Source organism: Sphingobacterium sp. GW821-FHT03E03 (assembly GCF_059420745.1).
In genome coordinates, this window is record NZ_JBWKUH010000016.1 from 33,172 (window position 1) to 59,450 (window position 26,279).

Consider the following 26,279-nt stretch of genomic DNA (forward strand, 5'->3'; position numbering starts at 1 on the left):
GCATGGATTTGCATGAAATTGTAATTATGTCCAATCGATTTATAACATCACTGAAGTCCCGCAAGTGGCGATGGCTTTATATTACTTTGGCTGTTTTCTTGATTTTGGTAATCGCAGCAGGTACTTATGCTTACCAAAAGAGAGACGGGATGCTCATGGGGGCGATCAATAAAGCAAAAGCTAAGCTGTTGGAAAAGTATGATATGGATTTGAAAATTCAATATTATGCTTTTCAGGGAATTAATGCAGTGCAGTTTAAAAATATACAGTTGTTACCTAAAAATAGGGAGCCGCTGGCACAGATTAATGATCTGACAGTATCTGTTAAATTATGGCCCCTTTTATTCGGTGATGTAAAGCTTGGGGAGGTTGTTATGGACAACGCAACAGTGTCTTTGGTCAAGAAGGATTCCATTAGCAACTACGATTTCCTGTTTAAGAAACAAAAGAAGGATACAGTCGAGAATGATAATCCGAAGCAGAATTTGGCTGCGTTGGCGGATCGTCTACTAAAGAATGTATTTTTTAAAATCCCAAATGATCTAGATCTTAAAGATCTTGAGCTTTCTTATAAGGACGACAGTACTTCACAGCGTATTGTCATACCTTCTGCTGTCATTGACGGTGGCGATATGGAATCTAAGTTTTTGCTAAATGATCATGAGGCTGCCTGGAACCTAACAGGGACAATAGATTCGGATAATCAGGAATGTGATCTGCGTCTTTTTTCGGATAAGAAGGAGGTGAATCTCCCACTATTGCAGCGCAAATTCGGTCTGGCTGTTAGTTTTGATGAGATATCCTTTCGATTGGACAAGGCCAACCGACGTAATAAGGAGTTGTTGGAATTACACGGGCAATGGGGTTTTAAAAACCTGAAGGTAAATCATTGGCGTATCTCCAGTAAAGACGTTATTTTCCCCGAAGCGACCATGCAGGGTGCACTCAATATCGGAGCTTCTTCCATTGAAGTCAGTAAGGAGAGTACAGTACAGGTAAAAGATTTTGTTTTTTCTCCATACATAAAATATGTACATAAACCTGAAAAAGAGGTTTTTTTGGCTATTCACACGGATAAAATCAAGGCACAAGACTTTTTTGATGCGATGCCAGTTGGCTTGTTTCCAGGGCTGGACGGAATTCAGGTTGAGGGGCATATTCAATACGATCTAAATTTCGCTTTAGAATTAAAAAGACCGGATAAGCTTCTCTTTTCGTCCAAAATGGATGATAAAGATCTGCATGTCGTGAAATGGGGCGAGGCTAACATTGGGATGCTAAATACACCTTTTACCTATACAGCTTATGAGGATGGTAAACCGATGCGTGAGATTGTGGTTGGTCCGCAAAATCCGAATTTTACACCATTGGATCAAATCTCCCGTTACATGCAGATTAGTCTGATCAACACCGAAGATCCTTTTTTCTTTAAGCATAATGGCTTTGAAGAAAAGGCTTTCAAACTCTCTATTGTCACGAATATCAAAGAAAAAGGCTTTAAGCGGGGTGCAAGTACCATATCGATGCAATTGGTGAAGAATGTATTTCTAAACCGTAATAAGACTGTCGTTCGGAAACTTGAGGAGATCCTATTGGTTTGGCTAATGGAGCGTTCGCAGCAGGTAAATAAAAAGCGGATGTATGAGGTTTATCTCAATGTTATCGAGTGGGGTAATAATGTCTATGGGATCACCGAAGCGGCCCGCTATTATTTTGGAAAAACTCCTGCACAACTCGGACTTGGAGAAAGTATATTTTTGTCCAGTATCGTACCGCGTCCGAAGAAAGGACTTAACTTTTTTGACTGGACTGGACATCTTAAGGGAAATATGTTGCGCTATTTTAATATCTATGGCCATATCATGACTAAAACAGGGCAGATAGGTGTTGATTCGACCACATCAGCTTATGGTTTCTATGAGGTACTATTGCAGCCACATCTGCGTGCTGCTAGACCTGCAGTTGTAGATTCGATAGACACATTGGATATGGGTGATGATCCATTGTTATTTGATGATCTGGGGAGCGGTGGAGCAACTGATAATCTGGAAGACGTTTCCCTTCCTAAAACCATAAAAAAGATGTCTCATCCTGAAAAACAGGACGAGGAAACAGCTGAACCGGAAAAACATAAGCGATCTATTTTCGATAAAATCCTGGGCCGTAACAAGGAAGAAAAGGAAAAAACGGAGGACGAGGTGAACAAGAATCCTAAAAAAGTACAGAAGTAGCCTGATAAAGTAGGTTTATAAATTAGTAGTTTTCATATTGAAAAAGCTTTTGATTTGTTGACATCAGGGGTGGATTCAAAAATTTAGCGTGCTCAATACCTTGGAAAATCTGTCTGGAAAAAGGAAATGATACCGATAAAAATAATATAGTGGAATGAAAAAAATAGAAATTGACGGATTGCTTTTTGAACCCCTTTTTGAAGAAGAACAGATTCAGAAAAGGGTACGTTTGATGGGGATAGACATTAGTCTACGATATGAACATAAGCAGCCTGTTTTTATAGGCGTTTTGAACGGTTGTTTTATGTTTATGGCGGATTTGCTTAAACAAATTGAAGTTCCCTGTGAGATGTCTTTTATTAAATTGGCCTCTTATATCGGTACTGGTCAATCTGAATTGAACGAGCTTTTAGGATTGGGTATCGATCTGGAAGGGCGTGATGTGATTATCGTGGAAGATATCGTAGACTCCGGACATTCGCTGAAACATACGTTGGATGCCGTGAAGCGATTAAATCCAGCCAGCGTCATCGCCTGTGCACTTCTGGTTAAGCCAGAAGCACTGCAATATCATTTTGAAGAGCTGACCTATGTTGGTTTTGAGATTAGCAAAGAGTTTGTTGTGGGGTATGGGATGGATTTTAATGGTCTATGCCGCAACTTACCTGATATTTATAAGAATGTTCCTGTTTAGATTATAGTCTTGGTGCTTGAGAGTTTTGAAGATTGAAATTTTGGTCTGTTAAGATCTTGGCTGTTGGAAATAGATCAAGGACTAAGGATAGAAAGATCCTTCAGCGAGGTCGTCCGTTTTTATCTTTGTTCCTTGATCCTATAGCAATGTAGCTTAATATTTAAAAGTACAAGTTTCAATATGATCATTGACCATACCCACAGCTTGCATGTAAGCATAGCAAATCGTGGAACCAAAAAACTTGAAACCTCTTTTCTTCATGTCTTTTGCTATTTTATCGGAAATCTCGGTCGTTGCTGGAACATGCTGCAAACTCGGCCAATGGTTGATCAACGGTTGCTGTTCCGGTAAAAACGTATACAGGTAGTTGTAAAAACTGCCATATTCCAGTTGCACATTTTTGAACAGTTGTGCATTTGTAATGGTCGATTCGATCTTATTTCGATGTTTGATAATACCGGAATCTTTCAGGAGTGCTTCGACGTGATCTGCAGTATAAATCGCGACTTTGCTGACATCAAAATTGGCAAAGGCTTCCTGATAGGCTGTTCTTCGGCGGAGGATCGTAATCCAGCTTAAACCAGCCTGAGCCGACTCTAGCACTAAAAATTCAAATAAGGTTTTATCGTCCTTGACTTGTCGTCCCCATTCTTTATCGTGATAGTTGACATACTGTTCATCAGATCCGCACCATTGGCATCGTATAATTTCTTTTGGCATGTTCTGTAAAGATTTTTTGAATGCAATATAACTTTTTATCCTAACTTTACGACCATAAAAAAGTTTCGAATTTAAAAGGTCTATGATTTCTTCATCGCCGTTAAGGAACAGTTTATTTCAATGAAAGTTAACATCTTTAAATATTTTATTGTCTTTGTAATCCTCTTTGTGTTTTCGGTTGTACAGTTGAACGCACAGCGACGGACATTGCGACATGTTGTCCAAGATAGCCTATCCCTACCCGATAGTACACATATTTTAAGAGATTCTATTCTGTCGCCTAACCAGGAGGTTCTGGCATCCTTAAATCCAGCACTGCAGAAACAATATCGGATTGTCACTGTAGAAACGGAGGGATTGGTGGTTCACAATATGTATAACTATGATGTGAAACAGTATTTTAAAGGTGAGCAGCATAATAATGTTTTGGCACGACAATATGGAAGCCCTAAGCCGCACCGGGAGAACTGGATATTATTTACTGTGCTCTTTCTGATATTTGGGGTTGGGTTAATTCGTATATTTTTTCCTTCAGATATAAAATTGGTCTTTCAGGGTTATTTTGATGACCGGGTGTTGTTGTCGGTTAGTAAGGAAGATACGATCCTAACCTCTTGGCCGTTCATTTTTCTGTTTGTATTGTTTTCGGGAGCAATGGCGCTATTTGTTAGTTTATTTTATGCTTATGAATTGAACCGCTTTGATTTTATTACCTTTCCCAATTATATTAAAACAGTAGGTATGGTCGGTGGACTATTTGCCTTAAAAATTGGCTTTATCCGATTTTTATCTTTTGTTTTTGAAATTAGGAAGCTGGTAAAAGAATATGTGACGGTGTTATATCTGATTTATTTTAACACACTCTTTTTGATGCTTCCAGTGTTATTAATACTGAGTCTTGTCCCATTAAGCGCTGTTGGCGTCGTTTTACATTTGGCTATTGTTGGAGCAATCCTATTATTCTTATATAGATTTCTTAAGACAGCGGCACATATTATGTCGATGTATAAATTTTCAATTTCCTATTTAATTTTGTACCTTTGTTGCCTAGAAATAGCACCAATATTAATACTGTTAAGATTATTGAGCTAAAACTGGTTAATATGCAAACTTCAGACGTAGAAAGAGCAAAGAAGGTAAAAAGTGTACTGGTGACTTTACCAAAACCTGAAAACGATAAGTCCCCTTATTATGATTTAGCAAAGAAATACGGGTTAAAATTAGACTTTCGAGGTTTTATACACGTAGAAGGAGTTCCTGCCAAAGATGTGCGTAGGGATAAAGTTAATTTAGCAGATCACACTGCGGTAATATTTACAAGTAGAAATGCTGTAGATCATTATTTTAGGATCTGTGAAGAGATGCGGTTTGAAGTGTCGGCAGAAATGAAATATTTCTGCATTTCAGAGACGATCGCCCTTTATCTTCAAAAATATATTCAATATAGAAAACGAAAAATTTTCTTTGGTAAACAAACGGCTAAAGATCTGGAAGAAGTTTTGAAAAAACATAAGGCTGAAAACTTCCTGTTTCCTTGTTCGGATGTTGCTAATGAAGAAACAAGCAATTGGTTACAACAAAATGGCTATAAGTTTACCCCGGCAGTTCTTTTTAGAACTGTGGTAAGTGATCTGAGTGATCTTAAGGATGTATTTTATGATGTAATTGTATTCTTTAGTCCTTCTAGTGTTCAGTCGCTATATGACAACTTCCCGGACTTTAAGCAAAACAATACCCGTATCGCTGCGTTTGGAGCTTCAACACAACAGGCTCTCTTAGAACATGGATTGATATTGGATATTCCTGCTCCTACACCAAAAGCACCTAGTATGACGATGGCTGTAGAAGAATACATTAAAAAAGTGAATAAATAATAACCTATCTTAGGTTGATGATATAAAGGGGTTTTTTAAACCCTTTTTTTGTTGGATTTGGTTATTCTGTGGGATTCAATGTATTATGATTGCATTGAGTTTGCCCGTCTAGCACAATCACAATAAAAACAGTCGCTTAGTTTTCATGCGGTTGATAAAGAAACCTGCTAGGAACTTGATCAAGGCATACAGTTTGTAGATAATTGAGTTGTTATAACAGGTGACTCATTTGGTTTGTTAAAATAAGGTTCTATATGATGGAACTGGATTGTGGTAAGATGAAATGTAATAAAAGTGACAGATGTCACTGAGATTTTAATTATATTTCTATTAAATTGTATTGGGGTTATTTGTTCCAATTAAAATAACGTCTACACGTTATTTTTAAAATTTGGTAGAGATATTTTTTTTATGTTTGTAATTAAGCAAAATTAGTCAGTCGTGAAGTTAAAGCAAGTTGATAAAATTTCGGGCATTCGATCAGAAGACTTTTTAAAAAACTATCTGAAACCAGGGTTTCCGGTGGTCATTACAGATTTTATTAGTGCTGATAGTCCAGCATTGAAGAAATGGAGTTATGATTACTTTAAGGAAATAGCCGGGGATATTAAGATTGATGTCTATGGAAAAGAAGAAGATTCAATGGACCGTGCTGCCAGTGCTCCTGTGGGGCAAATGACATTTGCGGAATATTTGGATCTGATTACCAAGGAACCTACCGAGTTGCGATTATTTCTGTTCAATCTGCTCAAAATACGTCCTGAATTAAAGCAGGATGTTATTTATAATGATGTGACCGGAGGAAAAGTGTTGCAGTGGCTACCATTTATGTTTTTCGGAGGAGAGGGGTCTAGCACCCGCAATCACTTTGATATTGATATGTCCCATGTATTCATTTCACAATTTCAGGGACTAAAACGGATCTGGCTTTTCCCGAATGATCAATCGGATCTGATGTATAAGTTACCGTACAACTTTCATAGTATCGCTAATCCGAAGTATAGCAATGTGGAGGAATTTCCGGGAATAGAATATCTGGAAGGATATGAAGCTTTGATCCATCCCGGAGAAACACTATACATGCCCGCAGGATGGTGGCACTATATACAATATGAGACTGAAGGATATTCGATTTCGGTAAGAGCATTGGCTAATTCGATCAGCGAGAAATTACAAGGGGCACGAAATCTTTTTATAACAAGACATTTTGATAATACGATGCGGAAGATCTTTAAGGATCATTGGTTTCATTACAAAATAAATACAGCCAAGCGTCGCGCAAATAATGCCATTAAGAGAAATAAACGATAAAAATAAAGGGGGTATCAATTGATATCCCCTTTATTTTTATCGTCTAGACCAGTTTGATCTACAGGGTATGATTTTTCTTAGACCGATTCTTCATTTTCTGCCCATTTGCTTGCTTCTCTGTAGAACAGCGTATAAGGATCGCTGGGGTAGATGGTCGCATCTGGATTATGTCTAAATGGAATTTCAGGATTAAAAATCTCACTGAGTATATTGCTTAGGAACCCGACGAAGTTCTCTTTTTGAAAGGCGAGAAAGTCGGCGGTCAATACACCTTCTTTGCCATTAAACAAAGTTCCTTCTTCACGCATTTTTCGGGCGACATATAGATGTGGCTCCAGTTGCTTCCGACCTGTTTTTTGCTCAAATACATAGGCATAGAAAAGTGTTTGTATCAGTGCTTTATTTTCGGTGTTTGGTGCAAACACTTGATCGATCTCTCTAAATATAACTGAGTCACCTCCTGTCTTGTAATCGACAATCCGGCTGATGATACGATCATCATGTGTGACGACTTCGTCGACACGGTCGATGATACCGTATAAAGTAACCTGTTCTTCTTTACCATTTACAGAAATAGGGAATGGAAGTGTGTAATCTATGTCGTTTTCAAGTTCTATAATACGGAAAGCCTTATAATTGGCGATATCATATTCGAGATACATTTTGATATATTCAGAGGCGATCTTTAGCATGATCCGCTGTAGGCTATTTAAATCGCTCGTAGAATTTAATTCAACCTGATATTGAAAGCCTATTTCCCGGACAACAAAAGATTCGATCTGATTGAAGTGCTGCTGCAGGATATTCGTTGGTACAAAGTCTTTCTGATCTTTGAAGGGTAGGAATATTTTCTCCATGACATTGTGGATAACAGTCCCCAACTTGTTCATCTCAAATTCCTGTGAAATGGAAGGTGGTTCTTTGATATTCGCAATATGTTTGAGGAAAAATTGCAATGGCGATTGCAGGTAGGTTGTGAGTGCTGTTGCTGATATTCTCTTTTGGTCGACAATAAAGTCCTCATACATCTTTTCCCATACTTCGCCCTGTTTTTCGATGATAATCTCTTTTGTTTTGTCGGCGAATTGGATCGTTTGTTGTTGAATCTTGCGTTCAAAATTAAACTTGCTCTCGAACTCAAGCTGTTTGATAAATCTACTTTCCTCTCCTGTTGAACTTTCGTCTACAAGTCCATTGTAAAAAATATGGATACCCTCACTATATTGAAAGTGTCTATAAAACAAATAGGCTGACAGTGCATCTTGATTTTCTAATATTGGCAGCCCATAGGCTCTTCTCAGGCTGTTGGGGATAAAGGTTGGGGAATTGGATGTTTTGGGTAGGATACCTTCATTTGCACCTAAAATATATACATTATCAAAATTTAAACAACGGCTTTCCAGAAGTCCCATAATCTGGATGCCCTCCAGTGGATTTCCTTCTATCGCAGAATTTATCGGCGATATGGCTTTCTTGATCAGACCAATCTGGAAGCTGATACTTAAAGGCGCCACTGTCTCAAATCCCAAGAGTAATTGGTTGAGTGTCTTTTTGGTTTCTATCAACAGGTTGTTGTCAATCTGACGGATGCGTTCATGTGCGGAAATACTATGTAGCAGATCGTCAACAATTGTGATGAGCGAAGGGATCAATTGCGCCGCGTGTACAATCGGAACGAAAAATTGAGGTAGTGCGCTTTTGAAATGGAGTTCTTCCAGTGCGATTTCAAATAATTGCTTATCAGCGATTTCTTTCTGAATTTGCAGCTTGTCTTCCAAAGAAACCTGTGTTAAAGGATGATTTATAAATGTCTCAATGGTCTGATAAGAGATTTTGTTCCTCTTTAACTGCGAAATTTCTAAATGCACTTCCATCCATAAATCCAATATACCATAAATAGGGGATTGGGTTAAGGGGTAGCCAGTAGTAATATTGGGATTAACATCAGGAAGACTTTGCAATAGAGGAACCAATAGGTTCTCATCAGCTAATAAAATGGCCGAGGTTTGCTCCTTGTTATTTTGTTTTTCAAGAATGTCATATAGTAATTTTGTCTGACTTATTTTTCCTGTGCTTGCATATAAGTTTACCGTTGAGGTTCTGTTACCTATAATATTGGGGCTGCTGCCGAGTGCGTTAACAAGTCCGGTCTGAAAGATATTCCGACGAATGAACAGACCCGCTTCTTGCATATTGTCTTCTAGATAATAGGCATCTGCATCGAAGTAAAATAGTGCCTTTCCTTCTTCTTGCCATTGACGGAATAATTTAGCTTCGGCTCTATTTAGGGCATTGAATCCGACGAACAGAATCTGTTTAAAGGATGATGTAAAGTCCTGAAGTGTAGCTTTGCTCTCGACCAGATCACGATAAATCGTCGGATAATTAGTCTGACCACCAGCTTTAAGTGTTTCTTTAAACCTTGTGTATAAAACCGGCAGTCTTTTCCATAATTGTAGAAATCGCTCTTGTACACCACTATGACCAGCAATGGAAAAGGATTGCCAAAACTGACGGATAAACCCTTGTTGTTCTTGCGTAAGGTGTTGAAAAGCAATATCGATTTTGGTATTATCATAAAGCTCCATATAGATCTGATCTATGGGAACGAGGTCATAATCCAGTTGTCCAAAGTCACTCAATATAATCTCGGCGATAGGGTAAAATTCTTCTAATGTTTCTGGTTCTTTGCCTTCTGTGGCCAAAAGTTCGTTATGGATTTTAAACAGATGAAAGAACTGTCCCAAGGGGCTCGCCTCGGCGTCATTGGTCGATAATTTGAAGAATTCCTGTATAGTAAAAAACTGGGGAGACCAGATTGCCTGTCCATAGACATCGGCAAGATTTTTTTTAAGATATGTAATCGGACGTTTATTGTTAAACACGATGGCAATCTCACTCAAATCGTTTCCAAAACGTTGTTGAATATCCGCCGCTACTAATTTTAAAAAGGCTGTTTGCATCGTGATCGTTTATTTTACTTCAATTAATTGATTTGATTTAGCATAGTAGAGGTAGGCTTTAACATTGTTGTAGCCTAGGTTCTCTAAGTTTTGCTTATAGTTGTCAACCTGATATTTATGTCCGATATAATCGGTTTGTGTAAATTTAAAGTCGAGGACAATTGTTTCTTCCTCAGATGTGAAGACTTTATCGGGGCGGATGGTTTCTCCTTTAGCGGTAATGATACTGGCTTCATTCCAGATTTTATATTTCCCAGTAAGCCACTGATTGATGATGGGATGGTTCCATATCCGATTGATTTCTTGCATCAGGTGGGGCTCTTCCTCTTTTGAGAGTATACCTTCCTGAATGAGCTGACGGACTAATCTGGAAATATCTTTTTCTTTGGCGATCTGGGACATAATTTCATGGGCCAATATCCCATATTGCGCCGCTTTTTCCAGCATCATAATATCGTTGATCGTGCGTGTGCTGGATTTCTCCAGGGCCATCTCCAATTCTTTGGAAATCGGGTAGTGGCTGAGTGCAATGATATTGTCTTCTTGACTTTGATGGGCAACTCGTTCGATGGTCTGATCGACCTTTATATGGGCATCTTCTAATGTAAATGGAGCAACAGATGAATCCAAGACTTGATAGAGTATATCGCTTATATATTCATCCTTGATATCATATCCCGTAATTTCGCCGGTCTTTTTGTCTACAGATTCTTTAAATGATGGAGCAGTAATATAGAGGTGTTCAACGGCACGTGTTGTAGCTACGTAAAACGTATTTAGCGCGTCCATATAATTGAATAACATTTCCTCAAAATACTGTTTGAAAAACACAGACTTTCCAACTGTCGTGGTATATTTTATAGGAATTTTCCCCAACTGGGCAAATGGTGTATCGTAAGTGTCGATCCAGAAATCTCCATTAATCATCCCGTCCAGATCCCAGGAACAGAAAGGGAGCATGACAACATCATAAGCAAGCCCTTTTGATTTATGGATTGTTGTTACCTCAATTGCGTTTATATCACCATTAGAGGGGAGTACTGCACGATTGCCATCTTCTTCCCAGAATTCTAGAAACTGAATAATTCCACGCTCACCATTGGTCGAGAAGGCCGAAATCATATCCTTGAAAGCCAATAGGTAAGGAAGGTGAATGTTCTGTTCCGTTGTGAAGCCATAGATTTCGATAAGTTTTTCTATTAAATGAACCAAAGGCTGTTTTTGCCAAATTTCCCAGGAATCGATCAATGCGTGGGGAAGAAAATCTTTCAGCGCACGGATGTCGTTTGAAGCAAAGGTTAACCAAGCGGTTTGATTGACCGTATTTTTCTGGATGGTCTGATAGAGATAGACCATTTTTGCTTTATGAATGCTATGTTTATCCGAATTATATACGAGCGCTTTTAATGTTTCTATCAACAAGAGTACAGCGTCGTTGCTGGCTAATGATAGCGCATCTCCGGAGATAACCTCAAAACTAAGATTCTCTTCTTTTTTGAAATCCATCAATTTTTGGATAACCAATTTCGCTTGTGCATTACTACGTACAAGGATGCCTATTTGTTTGGCATGGTATCGGCCGGTATGAAACCATTCACCTATCTTCTTGCATAAAAGAAGAAGAGATTCTTCGATGACCTGGTTTCTCCTGTAGCGTCCATCTGACACAGGGATATACGAAATCTCGATGGATCCCAATTTGTCGAGATCCCCCTTTTTGTGTGCAGGGATTTCCTGTTGACTATGTTCATAGGCTTTAACAAGCATATTATCATTGCCTGAGGCTGCCCACCAACGTTTCCCCTCTTCGTCTAAGTTTTCGTCTACTTTTTCATTGAGAACACGCTGCAGATGCTGGGGGATACTGCTAAAAAGATAGTTGTTTAGCTGGATGATATTTGGGAGACTTCTAAAATTTGTGTCAAGACTACCATTTTCAATAAAGCTGTTTTTGGCACTCTCATCCAAGTTGAACGCATGACCAATTTGCTGTTCGACCTGTTGGAGCAATATTCGCCAATCTCCGTTTCGCCAACGGTATATACTCTGTTTGACATCACCAACAATTAGATGCTCACTCAGTGTGCCGTTGGCATCGGCAAGTGCATTGATCAATAGGGGACTGTAGTTTTTCCATTGAATACGAGAGGTGTCCTGAAATTCGTCGAATAAAAAATAATTGAAGCGATTGCCGATCTTTTCCCAGATGAATGTAGGATCGCTGTTCTCGTCAATCCCAAGTTTATTTAACAGGATCTGTGAATCGGAGATTAATTGAGCTCCGTTTTCCTTACGCCACTGGGTTAGTAAGTCGCTCATTTCTTTGAGCAAACGTAGGTAATAGAGATTGTTTTGTACAGCCTGATAAGCAATGTACGCTGCCAGATTCTCCTGTAGTGTCCGAAAAGACTGTAAGATGGGAGCAAGCGCTGATTGGAGATCGTAACGTATATTTTTGTCACTATCTGTAAATGCGTCCTCATTGTCAATTAATTGAACATATTTGTCTAATATCTTGGCAATTTCGGAAGAACTTAACTTGTCTGTCTTTTTACTGGTCTTGCTAGCCGAGATAATCTTATTGCGTGATTTTCCCTTGAGCTCATTTTCACTGATGTTGAATCTTTTGAACGTATCATTGAAAGTTTCGATGGTCAGTGAAAGTGCTTCTGTAAAGGCGTTTATTTTTTGTTCGATTTCTTGATTCAGGAGATTGAAAACTTCCCTTGGGTTAGCTGAATTAATATAGCTGTCAAACTCCTGGAAATTTTCAGAGAAAATAAGGTTAGCCAGGCCCATCAATTGTTGTCGATAGTTCCAGTTTTCATTTTTGGCTATTTTTTTCTCCGCATAGGTGATGATCCAATCGAGGAGGTCGGGGCGCTCATCAAGCAGCTGATTGAGCATGACTGTCAACTCATTTTTGACTTTATTGACATTCATTTCTATCTTGTAGGCTGCGTCGAGGTTGAGCTCATAGGTGAAAGCACGGATAACTTTTTGAGAAAAACCATCAATTGTACTGATGGTAAAATGACTGTAATCGTGTAAGATTCGACGGTAGACACGATAGGACTTCTCCTGGATCAAATAGCTTGTCCAGTCGGGTTGTTGCTGCAGCAATAATTTTCTGAAATCTTCGATTTTGGGACTGAGGTCGCCAATAGCTAGGCCTTGGAGCACGGAGAGTATGCGCTCTTTCATTTCTGCGGTGGCCTTGTTGGTAAACGTTACCGCCAATATCTCCTTATAGCTGTTTTCATTGGACAGCAATAATGTTAGATAATGTAGTGTCAGACTAAAGGTTTTTCCGGAACCGGCCGAAGCTTTAAGTATTTTTAATGGCGCAACAGATTTCATGGAATGAAGGTAGAAAGTAAAATGTGAATTGGCAAAAATGCCGAAGATTATTTTAACTGAAAAAAATAGGCTTAATTTGTATCTAATTTAGTCCAAAAATTTGGAAAATGCTTTTTTCTCTACCTCGGTTCAGGGGAAGACCAATCAGGAAATGCCACCAGATTGGGCAAAGAAAACGCCTGTAAAAATTACCTTGGACGCTAGTGGCAAACCTACGGCAATGAATTACGTTGTTAAAGGGGATTTTGAAGGAGTTAAGGATGTCATTTTCAGCGAAGTTTTATTAAATTATGTCTATGAATAAAAAAAAATAACTATCTTTGCATCCCCTCTAGTATGAAGCTCGGGGGATATGTTGAATACATAAAATAAAATTAAGAAATGGCAACTAAAATCAGATTGCAAAGACATGGTAAAAAAGGACGTCCTTTTTACCACGTAGTCGTAGCGGATTCTCGCGCTCCACGTGATGGTAAATTCATCGAACGTATCGGTTCTTACAACCCAAACACAAATCCTGCAACTATCGTTTTGGATTTTGAAAAAGCTTTGGATTGGATGAATAAAGGTGCTCAACCTACTGACACAGCTCGTGCTATCCTTTCTTACAAAGGTGTTCTTTACAAAAAACACTTACAAGGTGGTGTGAAAAAAGGTGCTTTTGATGAAACTGCTGCTGAAGCTAAATTCACTGCTTGGACTGAAGCTAACGAAGCTAGAATCTCTGGTAAAAAAGATGGTTTAGCTCAATCTAAAGCTGATGCTAAGAAAGCTGCTTTAGCTGCTGAAGCGAAGAAAAAAGAAGAAAAAGCTGCTGCTGTAGCTGCTAAAAATGCTCCTGTAGCAGAAGAACCTGCTGCTGAAGAGACTGAAGCTCCTGCATCAGAAGAAACTGAAGGTTAATTCTTTCATAAAGTATTCGAGAAAGCCGACTCAATCTTGAGCCGGCTTTTTTAATAAAATAGTTTATGTGTTAAAATGTGATGCTGATTGCTCTAATTTAAAATAGGAGCAGCTATACCATCATACCGCTATACAAGAAAATGAAAATTAAATAGATGCTGAATTTACAGTGGAAGCTGGAAAGAAAAGCATCTCAATACTAATATCCCAATACGCAATACTACAAAATGACTATTGATCAAAGTTTTTATATAGGCTATATCAGCAAAACACGAGGTCTAAAAGGCGAGATGCAACTGTTTTTCGAATTTGAAGACTATGAGAGTTTGGATATAGATGTCGTTTTTTTGGAGGTCAACAAAAAGCTTGTACCTTATTTTATCGATGCTATAAAACTGCAGAAAAATAGTACCGCCTACGTGACATTTGAAGATGTCGATCATATCGACAAGGCACAGGTGCTCGTTCACAAAAAGGTTTATCTACCCAATGATAAAATGCCAGAACGGGATCCCGATGATTTTAGATATACGGATTTGATCGGCTTTTTGGTGATTGATGAAACTCATGGTGAACTGGGGAAAATTACAGATGTACAGGAATTTCCACAACAATTCGTCGCGACAGTTGATATGGACGGTAAAGAATTGATGTTCCCACTATCCGACGACTTAATCGTTGGCATAGATGGAGAAGAAGAGATTATTGAAGTGGAATTGCCTGAAGGGTTAGTTGATCTTTATAAAGAATAAAAGTGGACGTCTTGTAAATTAATCCTTGATTACAAATCGGAATTTACTTTGGAGGGTCCGTCTTGATTCCTATAAATTTGAATCGAAAAAGGTCTAAGTTCGTAAAGGAATTTAGACCTTTTTCGATTCATTAAGTTGAGGTTTTAAATCGTATTTTGCTTCATCTGACAAAATTTTTGTCTTGGGACAGTCAGGGATCTCTTACTCTGATGGATTTTGTTTAAATTGGTACTGAATAATCAATATATTGACCATTATAAACGATCTGTCTTGAAACTATTACTGCTAATTATTTCAACGATATTCTTATCCTCTTGCGCTTTCTTTGGGAAGAAAAAAGAATTTCCGATCGGAAATTATCAAGTTATCTGTGGTTATACCAATGACGGCTACCTAGAGGCCAAAGCTAAGGATCCACTAAATATTGAACCTGATACATATTGTGATCATCCACTTCATCATCGTTCCTTTCTCTCCCTTCAGGATAAAGGACAATTTGTCCTCGCGATAGGTGATATCTTAATCTATGGCAAATATCGATTTGAAGGGGATAAAATTGAATTGGTGGATGATAAAAAGGGAACCCTCTCTTTGGATATAATTCAAGTAAAAAAGAATTTCGTACAATTGAAAGGTGATTTCTCCCAATTCAATTCAGCCCATTTGCCAAATACGGAACGGTTGTTTCTCAATTTTGAATTGGACAAAACACCCATTCGCGAGCAGCCTAGTAAATTTGATAGTGTAGTCAATCTTTGGCGTAATATTCCGACAAGTGCTGAAAATGATCAAGAGGTAAAGGCCCGGGCATTAAACTTTTTAGATTATTCTATTGCATACTTTCAGCACATCTCAAATTCTGGCGTCCATAGTGATTATAAGATAGATGGGATTGAATCTCCAATTACTTATGCGCAAAATGGCATTGTACTGAAACAATGGGAAGACGTTCCTGTTTCATGGAAAGAGCTATTTTACAACGAGGAGAATGCATTGGTTGCCTATAAATATTTAATGGATGGATTTAAGTACGGAGAGAAGGAGAAATATAGTGTCTCAGGTCTGTTGCTAATCACATTCTATTTAAAGAATCTACGTAATTCTCTTTCAACTTTGAAATAATTTGCATGGTAAAATCTGGGAAAACGACAGCTTTGTTGCTATAATTTATAGCTTTTCGAAAAAATATTTTTGTTGTTTGGTTTTTTAAGACGATATTAGCAACGCTTATAGAGAAAGGCCGAGGGACTAGACCCAGTGAAGCCTTAGCAACCTGTATTGTTCAAGGTGCTAAATTCTACCCTGCTCCATGTGGGAAAGATAAGTTACATGCAGATAGACATATCCTCGACTTGTGCGTTTCGATGTAAGCCAACCCAAACTTAAAACAGTTTTTTAATGAAGATTATCGACCATATCCAGAATGCTAAAGGAAAAACATTGTTTTCTTTTGAGCTATTACCTCCTGCAAAGGGACAGGGCATCCAAAGTATTTTTAAAACAATGGATGAACTGATGGAATTTAAACCTCCCTTTATTGATGTAACCTATCATCGGGAAGATTATATCTATAAGGAACATGCAAGTGGGCTGTTGGAACGTGTATCTTATCGCAAGCGACCAGGAACAGTGGCGATATGCGCTGCGATCATGAATAAGTATAAAGTGGACGCAGTACCCCATCTGATATGTGGTGGCTTTACCAAAGAGGAAACTGAAAATGCTCTGATCGACTTAAATTTCTTGGGTATCGATAACGTATTGGTATTACGAGGTGATGCACGTAAAGGAGATGCTGATTTTATTCCAAGTGAAGGCGGACACGCTTTTGCAACGGATCTATTGGAACAGGTAACGGATATGAATAAAGGGAAGTACCTCCACGAAGATATTATCACATCTGAAAAAACCGATTTTTGTATTGGTGTCGCAGGATACCCTGAGAAACACTTTGAATCCCCTAATTTCAATACTGATTTTAAATATCTGAAGCAAAAAGTGGATATGGGTGCTGAGTTTATTGTAACTCAAATGTTCTTTAACGTGGAGAAGTATAAGGAATTCGTGACCAAATGCCGTGACAATGGAATCCATGTGCCTATCATTCCAGGCCTAAAACCATTGACGACCAAAAAACAATTGGTTACTTTGCCAAGAATTTTCCACCTGGATATTCCTGAGGAATTGAGTGATGCAGTTGCAGCATGTAAAACTAATGCTGATGTAAGGCAAGTAGGCGAAGAATGGCTTGTGCAGCAATGTCAGGAACTGATTAAATTTGGTGCGCCAGTATTGCACTTTTATACCATGAGTAATCCTGGGCCAACGAAAAAGATTGTCGAGAAGTTAGCCTAAAAAATATAAGAGAAGCGAGGGATTTTCCCTCGCTTTTTTATTGAACCTATAGCGGATATACCGTTTTGGACTTGTGAAATGAATCGCATTTACTCCATGGCCTATGTAGCTTATGGGATGAAGTATGCCATTACCCCTGCTTTCAAAATCAGCATTTCTCTTTTCACTATAGAAGTGGCCTCTTTCAAAAAATATTTTTAGTTAGACGGTAGTGTTAAATAGTGTTAATTAACATTTTTAAATCGAGATAACTATTTAATTTAAAGCACTAAAAAAATAAGATATACACCAATTGTCCTTATGATGTATAATAAATTAAACTCACGATTTGGTTTGGCCTGTGGCCTCATTGCTACTTTTGTCTACATTGTTACTGTCGAAAAGACCGTGAGCTGGTGGGATTGTGGTGAATTTATCGCCTGTGCGTATAAACTTGAGGTGGCACATCAACCTGGCGCTCCGCTATTTTTACTTATTCAGAATGTTTTTTCCAATCTGGCTTTCGGTAATACAGGGCAGGTCGCCTACTGGATGAATATTGGTTCGGCAGTCTGTAGCGGTCTGACGGTGACATTTTTATTTTGGACAATCACAGCGATTGCTCGGAAGATTGTAAAGAAGCCACAGCAATCTGCTTTTTCTTACTATTTACAGATCTTTGGAGCGGGTGCAGTGGGGGCTATGGCCTTTAGTTTCAGTGATACCTTCTGGTATTCGGCCGTAGAATCCGAAGTGTATGCGATGTCTTCACTTTGTACAGCCGTGGTTTTCTGGGCGATTTTTAAATGGGAAGTGCGTGCGGATCAGAATGGAAGTGACCGCTGGCTGATTTTTATCGCTTTCGTCATGGGGCTTTCGATCGGAGTCCACCTGTTAAATCTTTTGGCTATTCCGGCCATAGCCATGGTGGTGTATTTTAAAAGGACTTCAGAAATTAATTTTAAAGGTATTATAAAGGCATTTTTATTAGGGATATTGGTTCTTGCAGCAATCCTTTGGGGCGTTATTCAGTGGCTGATCGGTTTTGCTTCCAAAATAGATCTAGTGTTTGTGAATTCTTTTGGACTGGGATTTGGTACAGGAATTCTTTTGTTATGTCTACTTTTCGCTGGCTCAATTGTATATGGTCTTTTTTATTCCCATAGAAAACGCATGTATACGTTAAATACAGCTTTATTGGTATTTTGCTTTATTCTGTTTGGTTATAGTTCTTATACCATGGTGCTGATCCGTGGAAAGGCAAATCCATCCTTAAATAACAATGCGCCTGATAATGTCTTTTCGTTTTTGGGTTACTTAGGGCGGGAGCAGTATACGCGAGAGCCTCTGGTCAAAGGTCCATATTATGATTCAAGGGCTGTGGATGTCCAAAGCAAGACCAGTTATCGGAAAGATGAATCCAATTATACGGCATTTACACAGGTTGATAAGTATACATTTGATCGCGAAACATTTTTTCCACGTATCTATAGCCAGGATGCAAATCATCAAGCCTACTATAGAAGTTATCTCAAGTTGAAAGAGGGCGAAAGACCACAGTTCTCCGATAACTTTGAGTTTTTCTTTAATTTTCAATTGGGAGAAATGTATGCCCGTTACTTCTTATGGAATTTTGTTGGCCGGCAGAATGACAAGCAAGGCTATGGATCCTACACGGAGGGCAATTGGCTCTCAGGAGTGAAAACGCTAGATAATTGGCGCCTTGGTGGGCAACATGATCTTTCGGAGTCACAGCAACATGATCCCAGCCGAAATACATACTTTTTCTTGCCTTTGTTATTGGGGATAGCTGGAGCGATCTGGTTGTATAAAAACAATAAACCCTACACTTTGGTGTTGACTTTGCTGTTTGTTTTTACGGGTGTAGCGATTGTTGTATATCTCAATCAGACACCACTGCAACCCCGTGAACGTGATTATGCTTATGCAGGATCTTTCTATGCTTTTGCGATCTGGATCGGACTGGGTACAATTGCACTGATGCGCTTTTTAAAACGTTTTCTCAATAACCGCTATGCCATGGCTACGGGATTATCTTTTGCGCTGTTGAGTGGACCAATTATTCTGGCACATCAAAATTGGGATGATCATAATCGTTCCGAGAAATCCTTGGCTCGGGATGTGGCCCGTAATTATCTTGAAACCTGTGCACCAAATTCAATCTTGTTTACCTATGGCGATCACGATACTTTTCCATTATGGTATCTGCAGGAAGTGGAAGGAGTTCGTCCCGATGTACGAATTGTTGTGCTAAGTTACTTAACTGGAGATTGGTATATGCAACAGGCCAAGAAAGCAACGTATAAAGCAGCAGGACTTCCGATTGCGATCCCAGCCGAAAAGACAAAAAAGGGTATCCGCGATTATATCCCTTTTGTGGATAGACAGTTGGATGAAGCCGTGGATATTCAGCAGTTATTGCAGTTTGTCACTTCCGATGATCCAGATTATAAAGTACAGCTGAATTCGGGAAATCTGGAGAATTATTTTCCGACTAAGAAGGTTAAATTGGCTATTAACAAAGCCGAAATCTTGAAAAAGAATGCCGTGCCAGCTTATTTTCACGATGCGGTCGTTTCAACAATGGAATGGGAAATCCCAGCTGACCACTTATCCCGATCGGATCTGACCTTGTTGTCCCTCCTTGAAAATAATCATTGGGATCGACCAATCTATTTTTCGAATATGCTCCCCAGTGATATTAAGTTGGGGTTGGACAAATACCTTGTCAACGAGGGATTCGCTTCAAGGTTAATGCCAGTTGCTGTGACCAATGAAAAGCAGGCGACTGCTGGCGAGATGTCAGCTTTGGTTAACGTGGAAGCCTTATATAATAATATCATGCATAAATATAATTGGGGAAATACCAAGAATGCAAAATATTTAGATACGGATTCCTTTCGCTTCTCGAGTATGTATGCGCGGGATATTTTTGGAAAGACAGCACGGTTGCTGTTGGAAAAGGGACAGGTTAAACAAGCTGGTGAAGTGGCCAAGAAAGCATACGACCAATTGCCTGATCGTGTATATGCGATGTCGGATGCGATTAATTATGTAGATATCATTGATAGCCTATATCGTTCCGGACAGGGACATCTAGCTGGAAACGTAGTCGATCGAAATTTGGACTATGTTTCACAAAATATGGAATACCTGCATCAGCTGGTATTGGATAAGAAAAATCTAGGCTTTGAATGGAACGATATGCAGACGGCACTAGACTCGGTCGATCGTTATCGAGATATCTTATTGGCAGCCAATGATAGCAAGCGACTGGCACGTGTTGAGGGGCTTAAGAAGCAGTATCAGCAATGGTATGGCATAGAATAGAAATTCAGAAGCACCTTTTGAACGATCAGAAGGTGCCTCATTTTATATAGGGAGCTTAAAGAAATGCTAGAACTTCATGCCAAACCCAACCCCCAAAAGAAAGGGGTTGATATCAACGTTTGCCGGTATTGATAAGTTTGGAGCCAAGTTGGAAGCATCCACTTGAACATCCGTCTTCAAAAGGATATACTTAGCATCTAAATTCAGGAAATATTTTTCTGAAAGTCTGACATCAATACCAAGTTGTGTGGCAAATCCAAACGCATTATCATACTTTACGTTCTTGACCGTAGGCCCTTCATTTGCACTATAGAAAATTGTGTAGTTTACCCCTGCACCTACATAGGGTCTGAGGTTTCCATCCGGAAGAAAATGATATTGCGCTGTCAAGGTCGGCGGCAGGAGCCATACACTACCTAAATCTACATTTGCTGAGGTGTTACCACCAATGGCACTTAAGTCGGAACCAACGGTATTGACCCTGTGTTTCGTTGTTCCTAAAATCAGCTCCGCGGCGATATTTTTGGTAAAGAAATAAGTGAAATCTAGTTCTGGGATAAATTTTGTGTTGATCGCAATGTCGCCACCAATAGCGCTGATATTGGCCGATTCGTTGGGCATTACCGCGACTCCTCTAAGGCGCATCTGCCAGCGTTGCTCGGGAATATTCTGTGCCTGTAAATTTAAAGCGCCAAATGTAAGTGCGAGAGCAAGAAATAGTAACTTTTTCATATCGTTAATGGTATTTGTTTGCAGTAAAACTATTTGTTTTATGGCATTGAGTGAATGACGATAATCAAGTTAAAAACTGAATGAAATAATTTATTGGTTAACAGAAAAGATGTACCTTTATCATTTGCTGTTCCTCAAAATATGGACAAGCCGTGTTGTCTATGTATGTTTAGAAAGAGAGAGTCGGCTGATTTAAAAGGAACGTTATTTTACGATATAAAAAACAAAAGGTCGGAAACAATTCCGACCTTTTGTTTTTTATGTAATCGTTTACTTATCCATTTTTCTTCACTTCTTTCCCCCAAGAATCTTTTAACGTAACTGTACGGTTAAAGACCAGGTGTTCTGGAGTGGAATGTGTGTCTAATGTAAAATAACCTAAACGTATGAATTGATACCCTTTTCCAGGTGTAGCAGTAGCCAGATCGGGCTCGATATACGCATGTTCAATCACATGTAAACTTTCAGGATTGATAGAATCTTTGAAATTTTCAGCTGCTGCAGGGTTTTCATCATTGAACAACCTGTCGTATAATCTTACTTCAGCTTCCTTTGCATGAGGAACAGAAATCCAATGGATTGTTCCTTTTACTTTTAATCCGGATGTATCTTCACCTGATTTAGAATTAGGTACGTAGGTACAATGTACTTCTGTTACCTTTCCATTTTCATCTTTGACAAAATCGTTACAGGTAACAATATAAGCGTGTTTTAGACGAACCGAAAGTCCTGGACCGAGACGGAAGAATTTTTTTGGAGCATCTTCCATAAAATCTTCACGTTCTATCCAAAGTTCTTTGGAAAAAGGTATAATCCGAGTACCTTCACCGCCTTCCACTTCAGGGTTATTCTCACCGACTAAATCTTCCACTTGACCATCCGGATAGTTTGTGATCACTAATTTGATCGGATCAAGGACAGCCATTCTACGCCAAGCAGTTTTATTGAGATCCTCCCGGATACAGAACTCCAACAGACTGACGTCTATCATATTTTCACGTTTTTGAACTCCGATCTTATCGCAGAAGTTGCGAATACTTGCCGGTGTATATCCTCTTCTTCTCAAACCGGAGATCGTTGGCATACGAGGGTCATCCCAGCTTTCAACAAATTTATCATTGACCAATTGCAATAATTTTCGTTTGCTCATGACCGTGTAAGTCATGTTTAAGCGTGCAAATTCATATTGTTTGGACGGGAAAATTTCCAGTTTATCGATACACCAATCATAAAGAGGACGGTGTGGGATAAATTCAAGGGTACAGATCGAATGTGTGATTTTCTCAATTGAATCCGATTGACCATGTGCAAAATCATACATTGGGTAGATGCACCATTGATTGCCTGTCCGGTGATGGTGGGCATGTTTGATGCGATATAACAAAGGATCACGCAGGTGCATATTTGGACTAGCCAAATCTATTTTTGCACGGAGCACTTTCTCCCCATCCTTATATTTCCCAGCTCGCATATCTGCGAATAGGGTCAGATTTTCGTCTATAGATCGGGCGCGATAAGGTGTCGGAACACCGGGTTCTGTGGGCGTACCTTTTGCTGCAGCAATTTCTTCCGCTGTGCTATCGTCCACGTACGCTAAACCTTTTTTTATGAGCTCAACAGCGTAGCTGTAAAGTGTTTCAAAATAATCCGAAGTATATAATTCTTCCGTCCACTGGAATCCTAGCCATTGAATATCTTTTTTAATGCTTTCAACATACTCGGTATCCTCAGTGACAGGGTTAGTGTCATCAAAACGTAGATTAGTCTTGCCGTTATACTGCTGTGCTAATCCAAAATTTAAGCAGATGGATTTGGCGTGACCAATGTGGAGGTAACCATTTGGCTCAGGAGGAAAACGTGTCAATACACGCCCGCCATGTTTTCCTGTACGAAGATCTTCTTCGACAATTTCCTCGATAAAATTTAATGATTTTTCTTCACTCATAATACAAAGTTAATTATTAGAAGCGAGATATTAGCTAGGAGATGATAGATATTCAGCTTAGTCTGAGCCGGTAATCAACCGAAAAATACCTACTTTAGTTGTGATTGAGGGGGTAGTGATAACTTGAAATAAAAAAGGGACGAAGATCCGTCCCTTTTTACCGATTTGTTACTATTTGAAAGCGAACACCTTTCCAAGGGATTCATTGCTTGTAAATGTACAACTTTGATCAATCAATTGACCTGTTCCGATATTGATTACCATACCATGCACAGCTAGTGCCTGACCATTTTTCCATGCATTTTGAATGATGGAAGTAGAACAAAGATTAAAAACCTGTTCTTTGACATTGAGTTCAACTAAGCGGTCTACTTTCTTTTCATTATCTTCGATGCTATCTATCTCTTCGCTATGCAAACGGTATACATCTTTGATGTGACCTAACCAGTTATCAATGATACCATATTGATTGCGACTTAAAGATGCAGCAACCCCACCACAACCATAATGTCCAGCTACAATGACCTGTTGTACTTTTAATACATTGACGGCATAATCTAGGACACTTAATAAACTCATGTCTGAGTGGATAACCATATTGGCGATATTACGGTGTACAAAGACCTCACCTGGTTTTGTACCGGTCAACTCGTTGGCTGGTACACGGCTGTCTGCACAGCCGATCCAAAGAATTTCAGGATTTTGACCTTTTGCAAGTTGTTGGAAACGTCCTGTCGTGTCATTCTTCACAAAATCCATCCATTCCTGATTTCCCTTAATAATATTGTCAAATCCTGTTTTTAAATCTTTATTTTCCATATTCCTTTTTTAATATCACTTTGCCCTAGAGCTCTTTTTTTGATAAAATAATACAAATTTCTTAGTTTATTGTTTACTGGAAACAACTTTATTTTTTATAAACGACCTGTAAAAGTTCGATCTCCTTGCCTTTACTTTTTGCGTTCTGTTCAAAGTCTTTAATGACTTCGATAACATCCTTGTCGATAAATTTACTGAATGTCCCATCGATACGGATCTTACTGACCGATTTTGGTAAACTATATAGTTTCTGCTGGATAGGAACCTTGTTCAAAAATGAAACTTCCTCTGCTAATACAATGACAGCCTTATCCTCTTCGTTGTCCTTTTCAATATTATATTTAAAAGCATTTTTCATATTTGCTCTTAGAATATAGAATGTCGCCACAACGATTCCAATTCCAACACCCATTAATAAGTCAGTAAATACGATAGCGACAATAGTCACGAAAAACGGAATGAATTGATCCAGACCTTTTCGATACATTGAGGTAAATAAGCTTGGTTTAGCTAATTTATACCCTGTATGTAAAAGTATTGCGGCAAGACAGGCTAGCGGAATCATATTTAACATTGTTGGAATAGCCAACATGGCAACGAGCAGCCAGATACCGTGTAAGATTGCAGACTGTCTGGTCTTTCCACCAGCATTGACATTGGCTGATGACCGTACGATAACTGAGGTTAATGGCAGTCCACCTAAGAGTCCACTTGTCATATTACCGATTCCCTGAGCAACCAGTTCGCGGTTGGTTGGTGTATTGCGTTTATATGGATCAATCTTGTCTACTGCTTCAATACTCAATAAGGTCTCCAAACTGGCAATAATGGCAATGGTAAATGCCGCGATCCAAACATCCTTATTGACGATCTGGGTGAAGTCAGGTAATGTGAATAAACCTGTAAACTCTGCAAACGACCCTACAATTGGCACAAGTACAAATTGTTTATCGTGTAATTGAAAAAAGGAGCCATTAAAAAGATAAGCCAAAGCGACCCCGACAATAACGACTACCAGCGGAGCAGGCACTTTATTCAATTTAGGGATTGCTGGCCAAAAGATCAGAATGGCTAACGATAGGGCACAGATAATCAATGCACCAAAATTGATGGCTGAGGCAACGGTGTCAAAATATGCACCTATGCCGTGCCCATTGTCCAGCTCAAAAGCGTGTGTCTCGATCAATCCCAAGGCCAAAGGGATTTGTTTCATGATAATGGTAATACCGATCGCGGCCAACATGCCGACGATGACTGCGGAAGGGAAATAATTTCCGATCATACCCGCTTTTAGAATACCGAGAATTACTTGTACAACACCTGCGATGACAACCGCAAGGAGAAAGGTTTCATAGGCGCCTAGGCTCTGGATAGCTCCTAGAACGATAACTGTGAGGCCAGCAGCTGGCCCACTGACACTGAGTGGTGATTTACTGATTGAAGCAACAACGATTCCACCAATTACACCAGTCAATAATCCTGCAAACAATGGCGCACCTGAGGCCATTGCAATTCCCAAACATAATGGAAGTGCCACCAAAAACACCACAACACTAGCAGGGAAATCATATTTTAAGTCTCTTTTCGAAAGTTTCAGAAAAGCCGACGTACGAGTTCCAAACATAAAATTTGTGTTTATCTGTATAATAAATCTTCCTGAAGCCACCTGCAACAGCAATAGATACCAAATTGAAGGGTATTAGATGCTAAGGAGCGTTGTACTTTCAGAAGAAATCAATAAGAAACCGCATACTGGGATTCAGCATGGGGACAATTTGAATACATCCCATAAAGGGATGCCTTTATTAACAGTTAGGAGGCGGCGTTGGAACCGTAGGATGGAAAGCTAAAATGCTTTTCTCGTTTTTAAGGTAATTCTTTTGTTTTCCTTGGTTCTCAACAATGGTAGTCTCGAATACAATGGGTTCGTCTGTTTTTGTATTGAAAAATTTTGAGGCAGTTTCAAGCGTATCAGTGCTTGCGCCATTATTGTTCTCGATTTCTATTTGTAAAACAATTTGTAAAATGGTATTCTGGTCTAAGCTGTTGGAAAAAATAGGCGATATAGAGATGGCCATCTTTGTGAAAAAGATGATCGCACATAAGAATGCTGCCACAAATCTAAATCTCTTATTTAACATTTTTTAGTACCTTTAATAGTGTTGTTTTACATGGTAAAAATAGCAATTCTATGTTAATTTCAAATTAAAAGTGCATAAAAAATGAATTTTGGCACGAAATTGTGACGAAAAGATTATTTTTTGTAGAGTTTTCAATAGCATTTATGAAC

General features: G+C 39.0%; 19 protein-coding genes and 1 riboswitch. Of the genes, 11 read left to right on the plus strand and 8 right to left on the minus strand.

Going from position 1 to position 26,279, the window contains the following annotated elements; translation table 11 throughout:
* Positions 1-26: 26 nt before the first annotated feature.
* Positions 27-2,231 (plus strand): transglycosylase domain-containing protein, encoded by a 2,205-nt coding sequence (locus AC07UV_RS17070; RefSeq protein WP_495184604.1) that lies wholly within the window; start codon positions 27-29, stop codon positions 2,229-2,231.
* A 154-nt stretch (positions 2,232-2,385) separates the two neighbouring features.
* Entirely contained in the window at positions 2,386-2,925 is a 540-nt protein-coding gene (locus tag AC07UV_RS17075) for a phosphoribosyltransferase (RefSeq protein ID WP_121120772.1), read from the plus strand.
* Positions 2,926-3,078: 153 nt separating this feature from the next.
* On the opposite strand, the gene AC07UV_RS17080 is transcribed toward AC07UV_RS17075, so the two are convergent.
* Positions 3,079-3,645: a DNA-3-methyladenine glycosylase I gene (locus tag AC07UV_RS17080; protein ID WP_495184605.1), complete on the minus strand. Its 567-nt coding sequence runs from the start codon at positions 3,643-3,645 to the stop codon at positions 3,079-3,081.
* A gap of 120 nt (positions 3,646-3,765) precedes the next feature.
* Here AC07UV_RS17080 and AC07UV_RS17085 point away from each other — a divergent pair, with 120 nt between their 5' ends.
* From AC07UV_RS17085 to AC07UV_RS17095, 3 genes are all read left to right on the plus strand, one after another.
* A complete protein-coding gene (locus AC07UV_RS17085; RefSeq protein ID WP_495184606.1) occupies positions 3,766-4,737 on the plus strand; it encodes a DUF4271 domain-containing protein in 972 nt (323 codons plus the stop codon).
* A gap of 11 nt (positions 4,738-4,748) precedes the next feature.
* On the plus strand, positions 4,749-5,519 hold the full coding sequence (locus AC07UV_RS17090) for a uroporphyrinogen-III synthase (RefSeq protein WP_077437140.1): 771 nt from the start codon (positions 4,749-4,751) through the stop codon (positions 5,517-5,519).
* A gap of 441 nt (positions 5,520-5,960) precedes the next feature.
* Entirely contained in the window at positions 5,961-6,830 is an 870-nt protein-coding gene (locus AC07UV_RS17095; protein WP_495184607.1) for a cupin-like domain-containing protein, read from the plus strand.
* A 77-nt stretch (positions 6,831-6,907) separates the two neighbouring features.
* Here AC07UV_RS17095 and AC07UV_RS17100 read toward each other — a convergent pair whose 3' ends face one another.
* Together AC07UV_RS17100 and AC07UV_RS17105 are read right to left on the minus strand one after the other, a co-directional pair.
* Positions 6,908-9,793 (minus strand): PD-(D/E)XK nuclease family protein, encoded by a 2,886-nt coding sequence (locus AC07UV_RS17100; RefSeq protein ID WP_495184608.1) that lies wholly within the window; start codon positions 9,791-9,793, stop codon positions 6,908-6,910.
* A 9-nt stretch (positions 9,794-9,802) separates the two neighbouring features.
* The gene (locus AC07UV_RS17105; RefSeq protein WP_495184609.1) at positions 9,803-13,153 is read right to left on the minus strand and encodes a UvrD-helicase domain-containing protein; all 3,351 of its coding nucleotides are present in this window, start codon (positions 13,151-13,153) and stop codon (positions 9,803-9,805) included.
* A gap of 100 nt (positions 13,154-13,253) precedes the next feature.
* On the opposite strand from AC07UV_RS17105, the gene AC07UV_RS17110 reads away from it, so the two are divergent.
* The 6 genes from AC07UV_RS17110 (at position 13,254) to AC07UV_RS17135 (ending at position 20,493) form a co-directional block, all read left to right on the plus strand.
* On the plus strand, positions 13,254-13,457 hold the full coding sequence (locus tag AC07UV_RS17110; RefSeq protein WP_495184610.1) for a hypothetical protein: 204 nt from the start codon (positions 13,254-13,256) through the stop codon (positions 13,455-13,457).
* Positions 13,458-13,534: 77 nt separating this feature from the next.
* Positions 13,535-14,056 carry a 30S ribosomal protein S16 gene (locus AC07UV_RS17115; RefSeq protein ID WP_108634790.1) on the plus strand — a complete coding sequence of 174 codons (522 nt, stop codon included), beginning with the start codon at positions 13,535-13,537 and terminating at the stop codon, positions 14,054-14,056.
* 227 nt (positions 14,057-14,283) lie between these two features.
* Positions 14,284-14,808: a ribosome maturation factor RimM gene (gene rimM / locus AC07UV_RS17120; protein WP_495184611.1), complete on the plus strand. Its 525-nt coding sequence runs from the start codon at positions 14,284-14,286 to the stop codon at positions 14,806-14,808.
* Between the two features lie 270 nt (positions 14,809-15,078).
* A complete protein-coding gene (locus AC07UV_RS17125; RefSeq protein WP_495184612.1) occupies positions 15,079-15,930 on the plus strand; it encodes a hypothetical protein in 852 nt (283 codons plus the stop codon).
* Positions 15,931-16,032: 102 nt separating this feature from the next.
* A riboswitch (SAM riboswitch) is annotated at positions 16,033-16,135 on the plus strand.
* Positions 16,136-16,206: 71 nt separating this feature from the next.
* Complete coding sequence (locus AC07UV_RS17130) at positions 16,207-17,163, plus strand: methylenetetrahydrofolate reductase (protein WP_120260295.1); 957 nt, start codon at positions 16,207-16,209, stop codon at positions 17,161-17,163.
* Positions 17,164-17,463: 300 nt separating this feature from the next.
* A complete protein-coding gene (locus AC07UV_RS17135; RefSeq protein ID WP_495184613.1) occupies positions 17,464-20,493 on the plus strand; it encodes a DUF2723 domain-containing protein in 3,030 nt (1,009 codons plus the stop codon).
* Positions 20,494-20,559: 66 nt separating this feature from the next.
* Here the strand turns inward: AC07UV_RS17135 and AC07UV_RS17140 are convergent, their stop codons facing one another.
* The 5 genes from AC07UV_RS17140 to AC07UV_RS17160 form a co-directional block, all read right to left on the minus strand.
* Complete coding sequence (locus tag AC07UV_RS17140; protein ID WP_495184614.1) at positions 20,560-21,225, minus strand: OmpW/AlkL family protein; 666 nt, start codon at positions 21,223-21,225, stop codon at positions 20,560-20,562.
* 274 nt (positions 21,226-21,499) lie between these two features.
* Positions 21,500-23,170, minus strand: coding sequence for a glutamine--tRNA ligase/YqeY domain fusion protein (locus AC07UV_RS17145; RefSeq protein ID WP_495184615.1), 1,671 nt, complete (start codon positions 23,168-23,170; stop codon positions 21,500-21,502).
* A gap of 171 nt (positions 23,171-23,341) precedes the next feature.
* Positions 23,342-23,989: a carbonic anhydrase gene (locus tag AC07UV_RS17150; RefSeq protein WP_223581656.1), complete on the minus strand. Its 648-nt coding sequence runs from the start codon at positions 23,987-23,989 to the stop codon at positions 23,342-23,344.
* A gap of 88 nt (positions 23,990-24,077) precedes the next feature.
* Positions 24,078-25,613 carry a SulP family inorganic anion transporter gene (locus AC07UV_RS17155; RefSeq protein WP_282251912.1) on the minus strand — a complete coding sequence of 512 codons (1,536 nt, stop codon included), beginning with the start codon at positions 25,611-25,613 and terminating at the stop codon, positions 24,078-24,080.
* 181 nt (positions 25,614-25,794) lie between these two features.
* The gene (locus AC07UV_RS17160; RefSeq protein WP_335994191.1) at positions 25,795-26,130 is read right to left on the minus strand and encodes a hypothetical protein; all 336 of its coding nucleotides are present in this window, start codon (positions 26,128-26,130) and stop codon (positions 25,795-25,797) included.
* Positions 26,131-26,279: the final 149 nt, after the last annotated feature.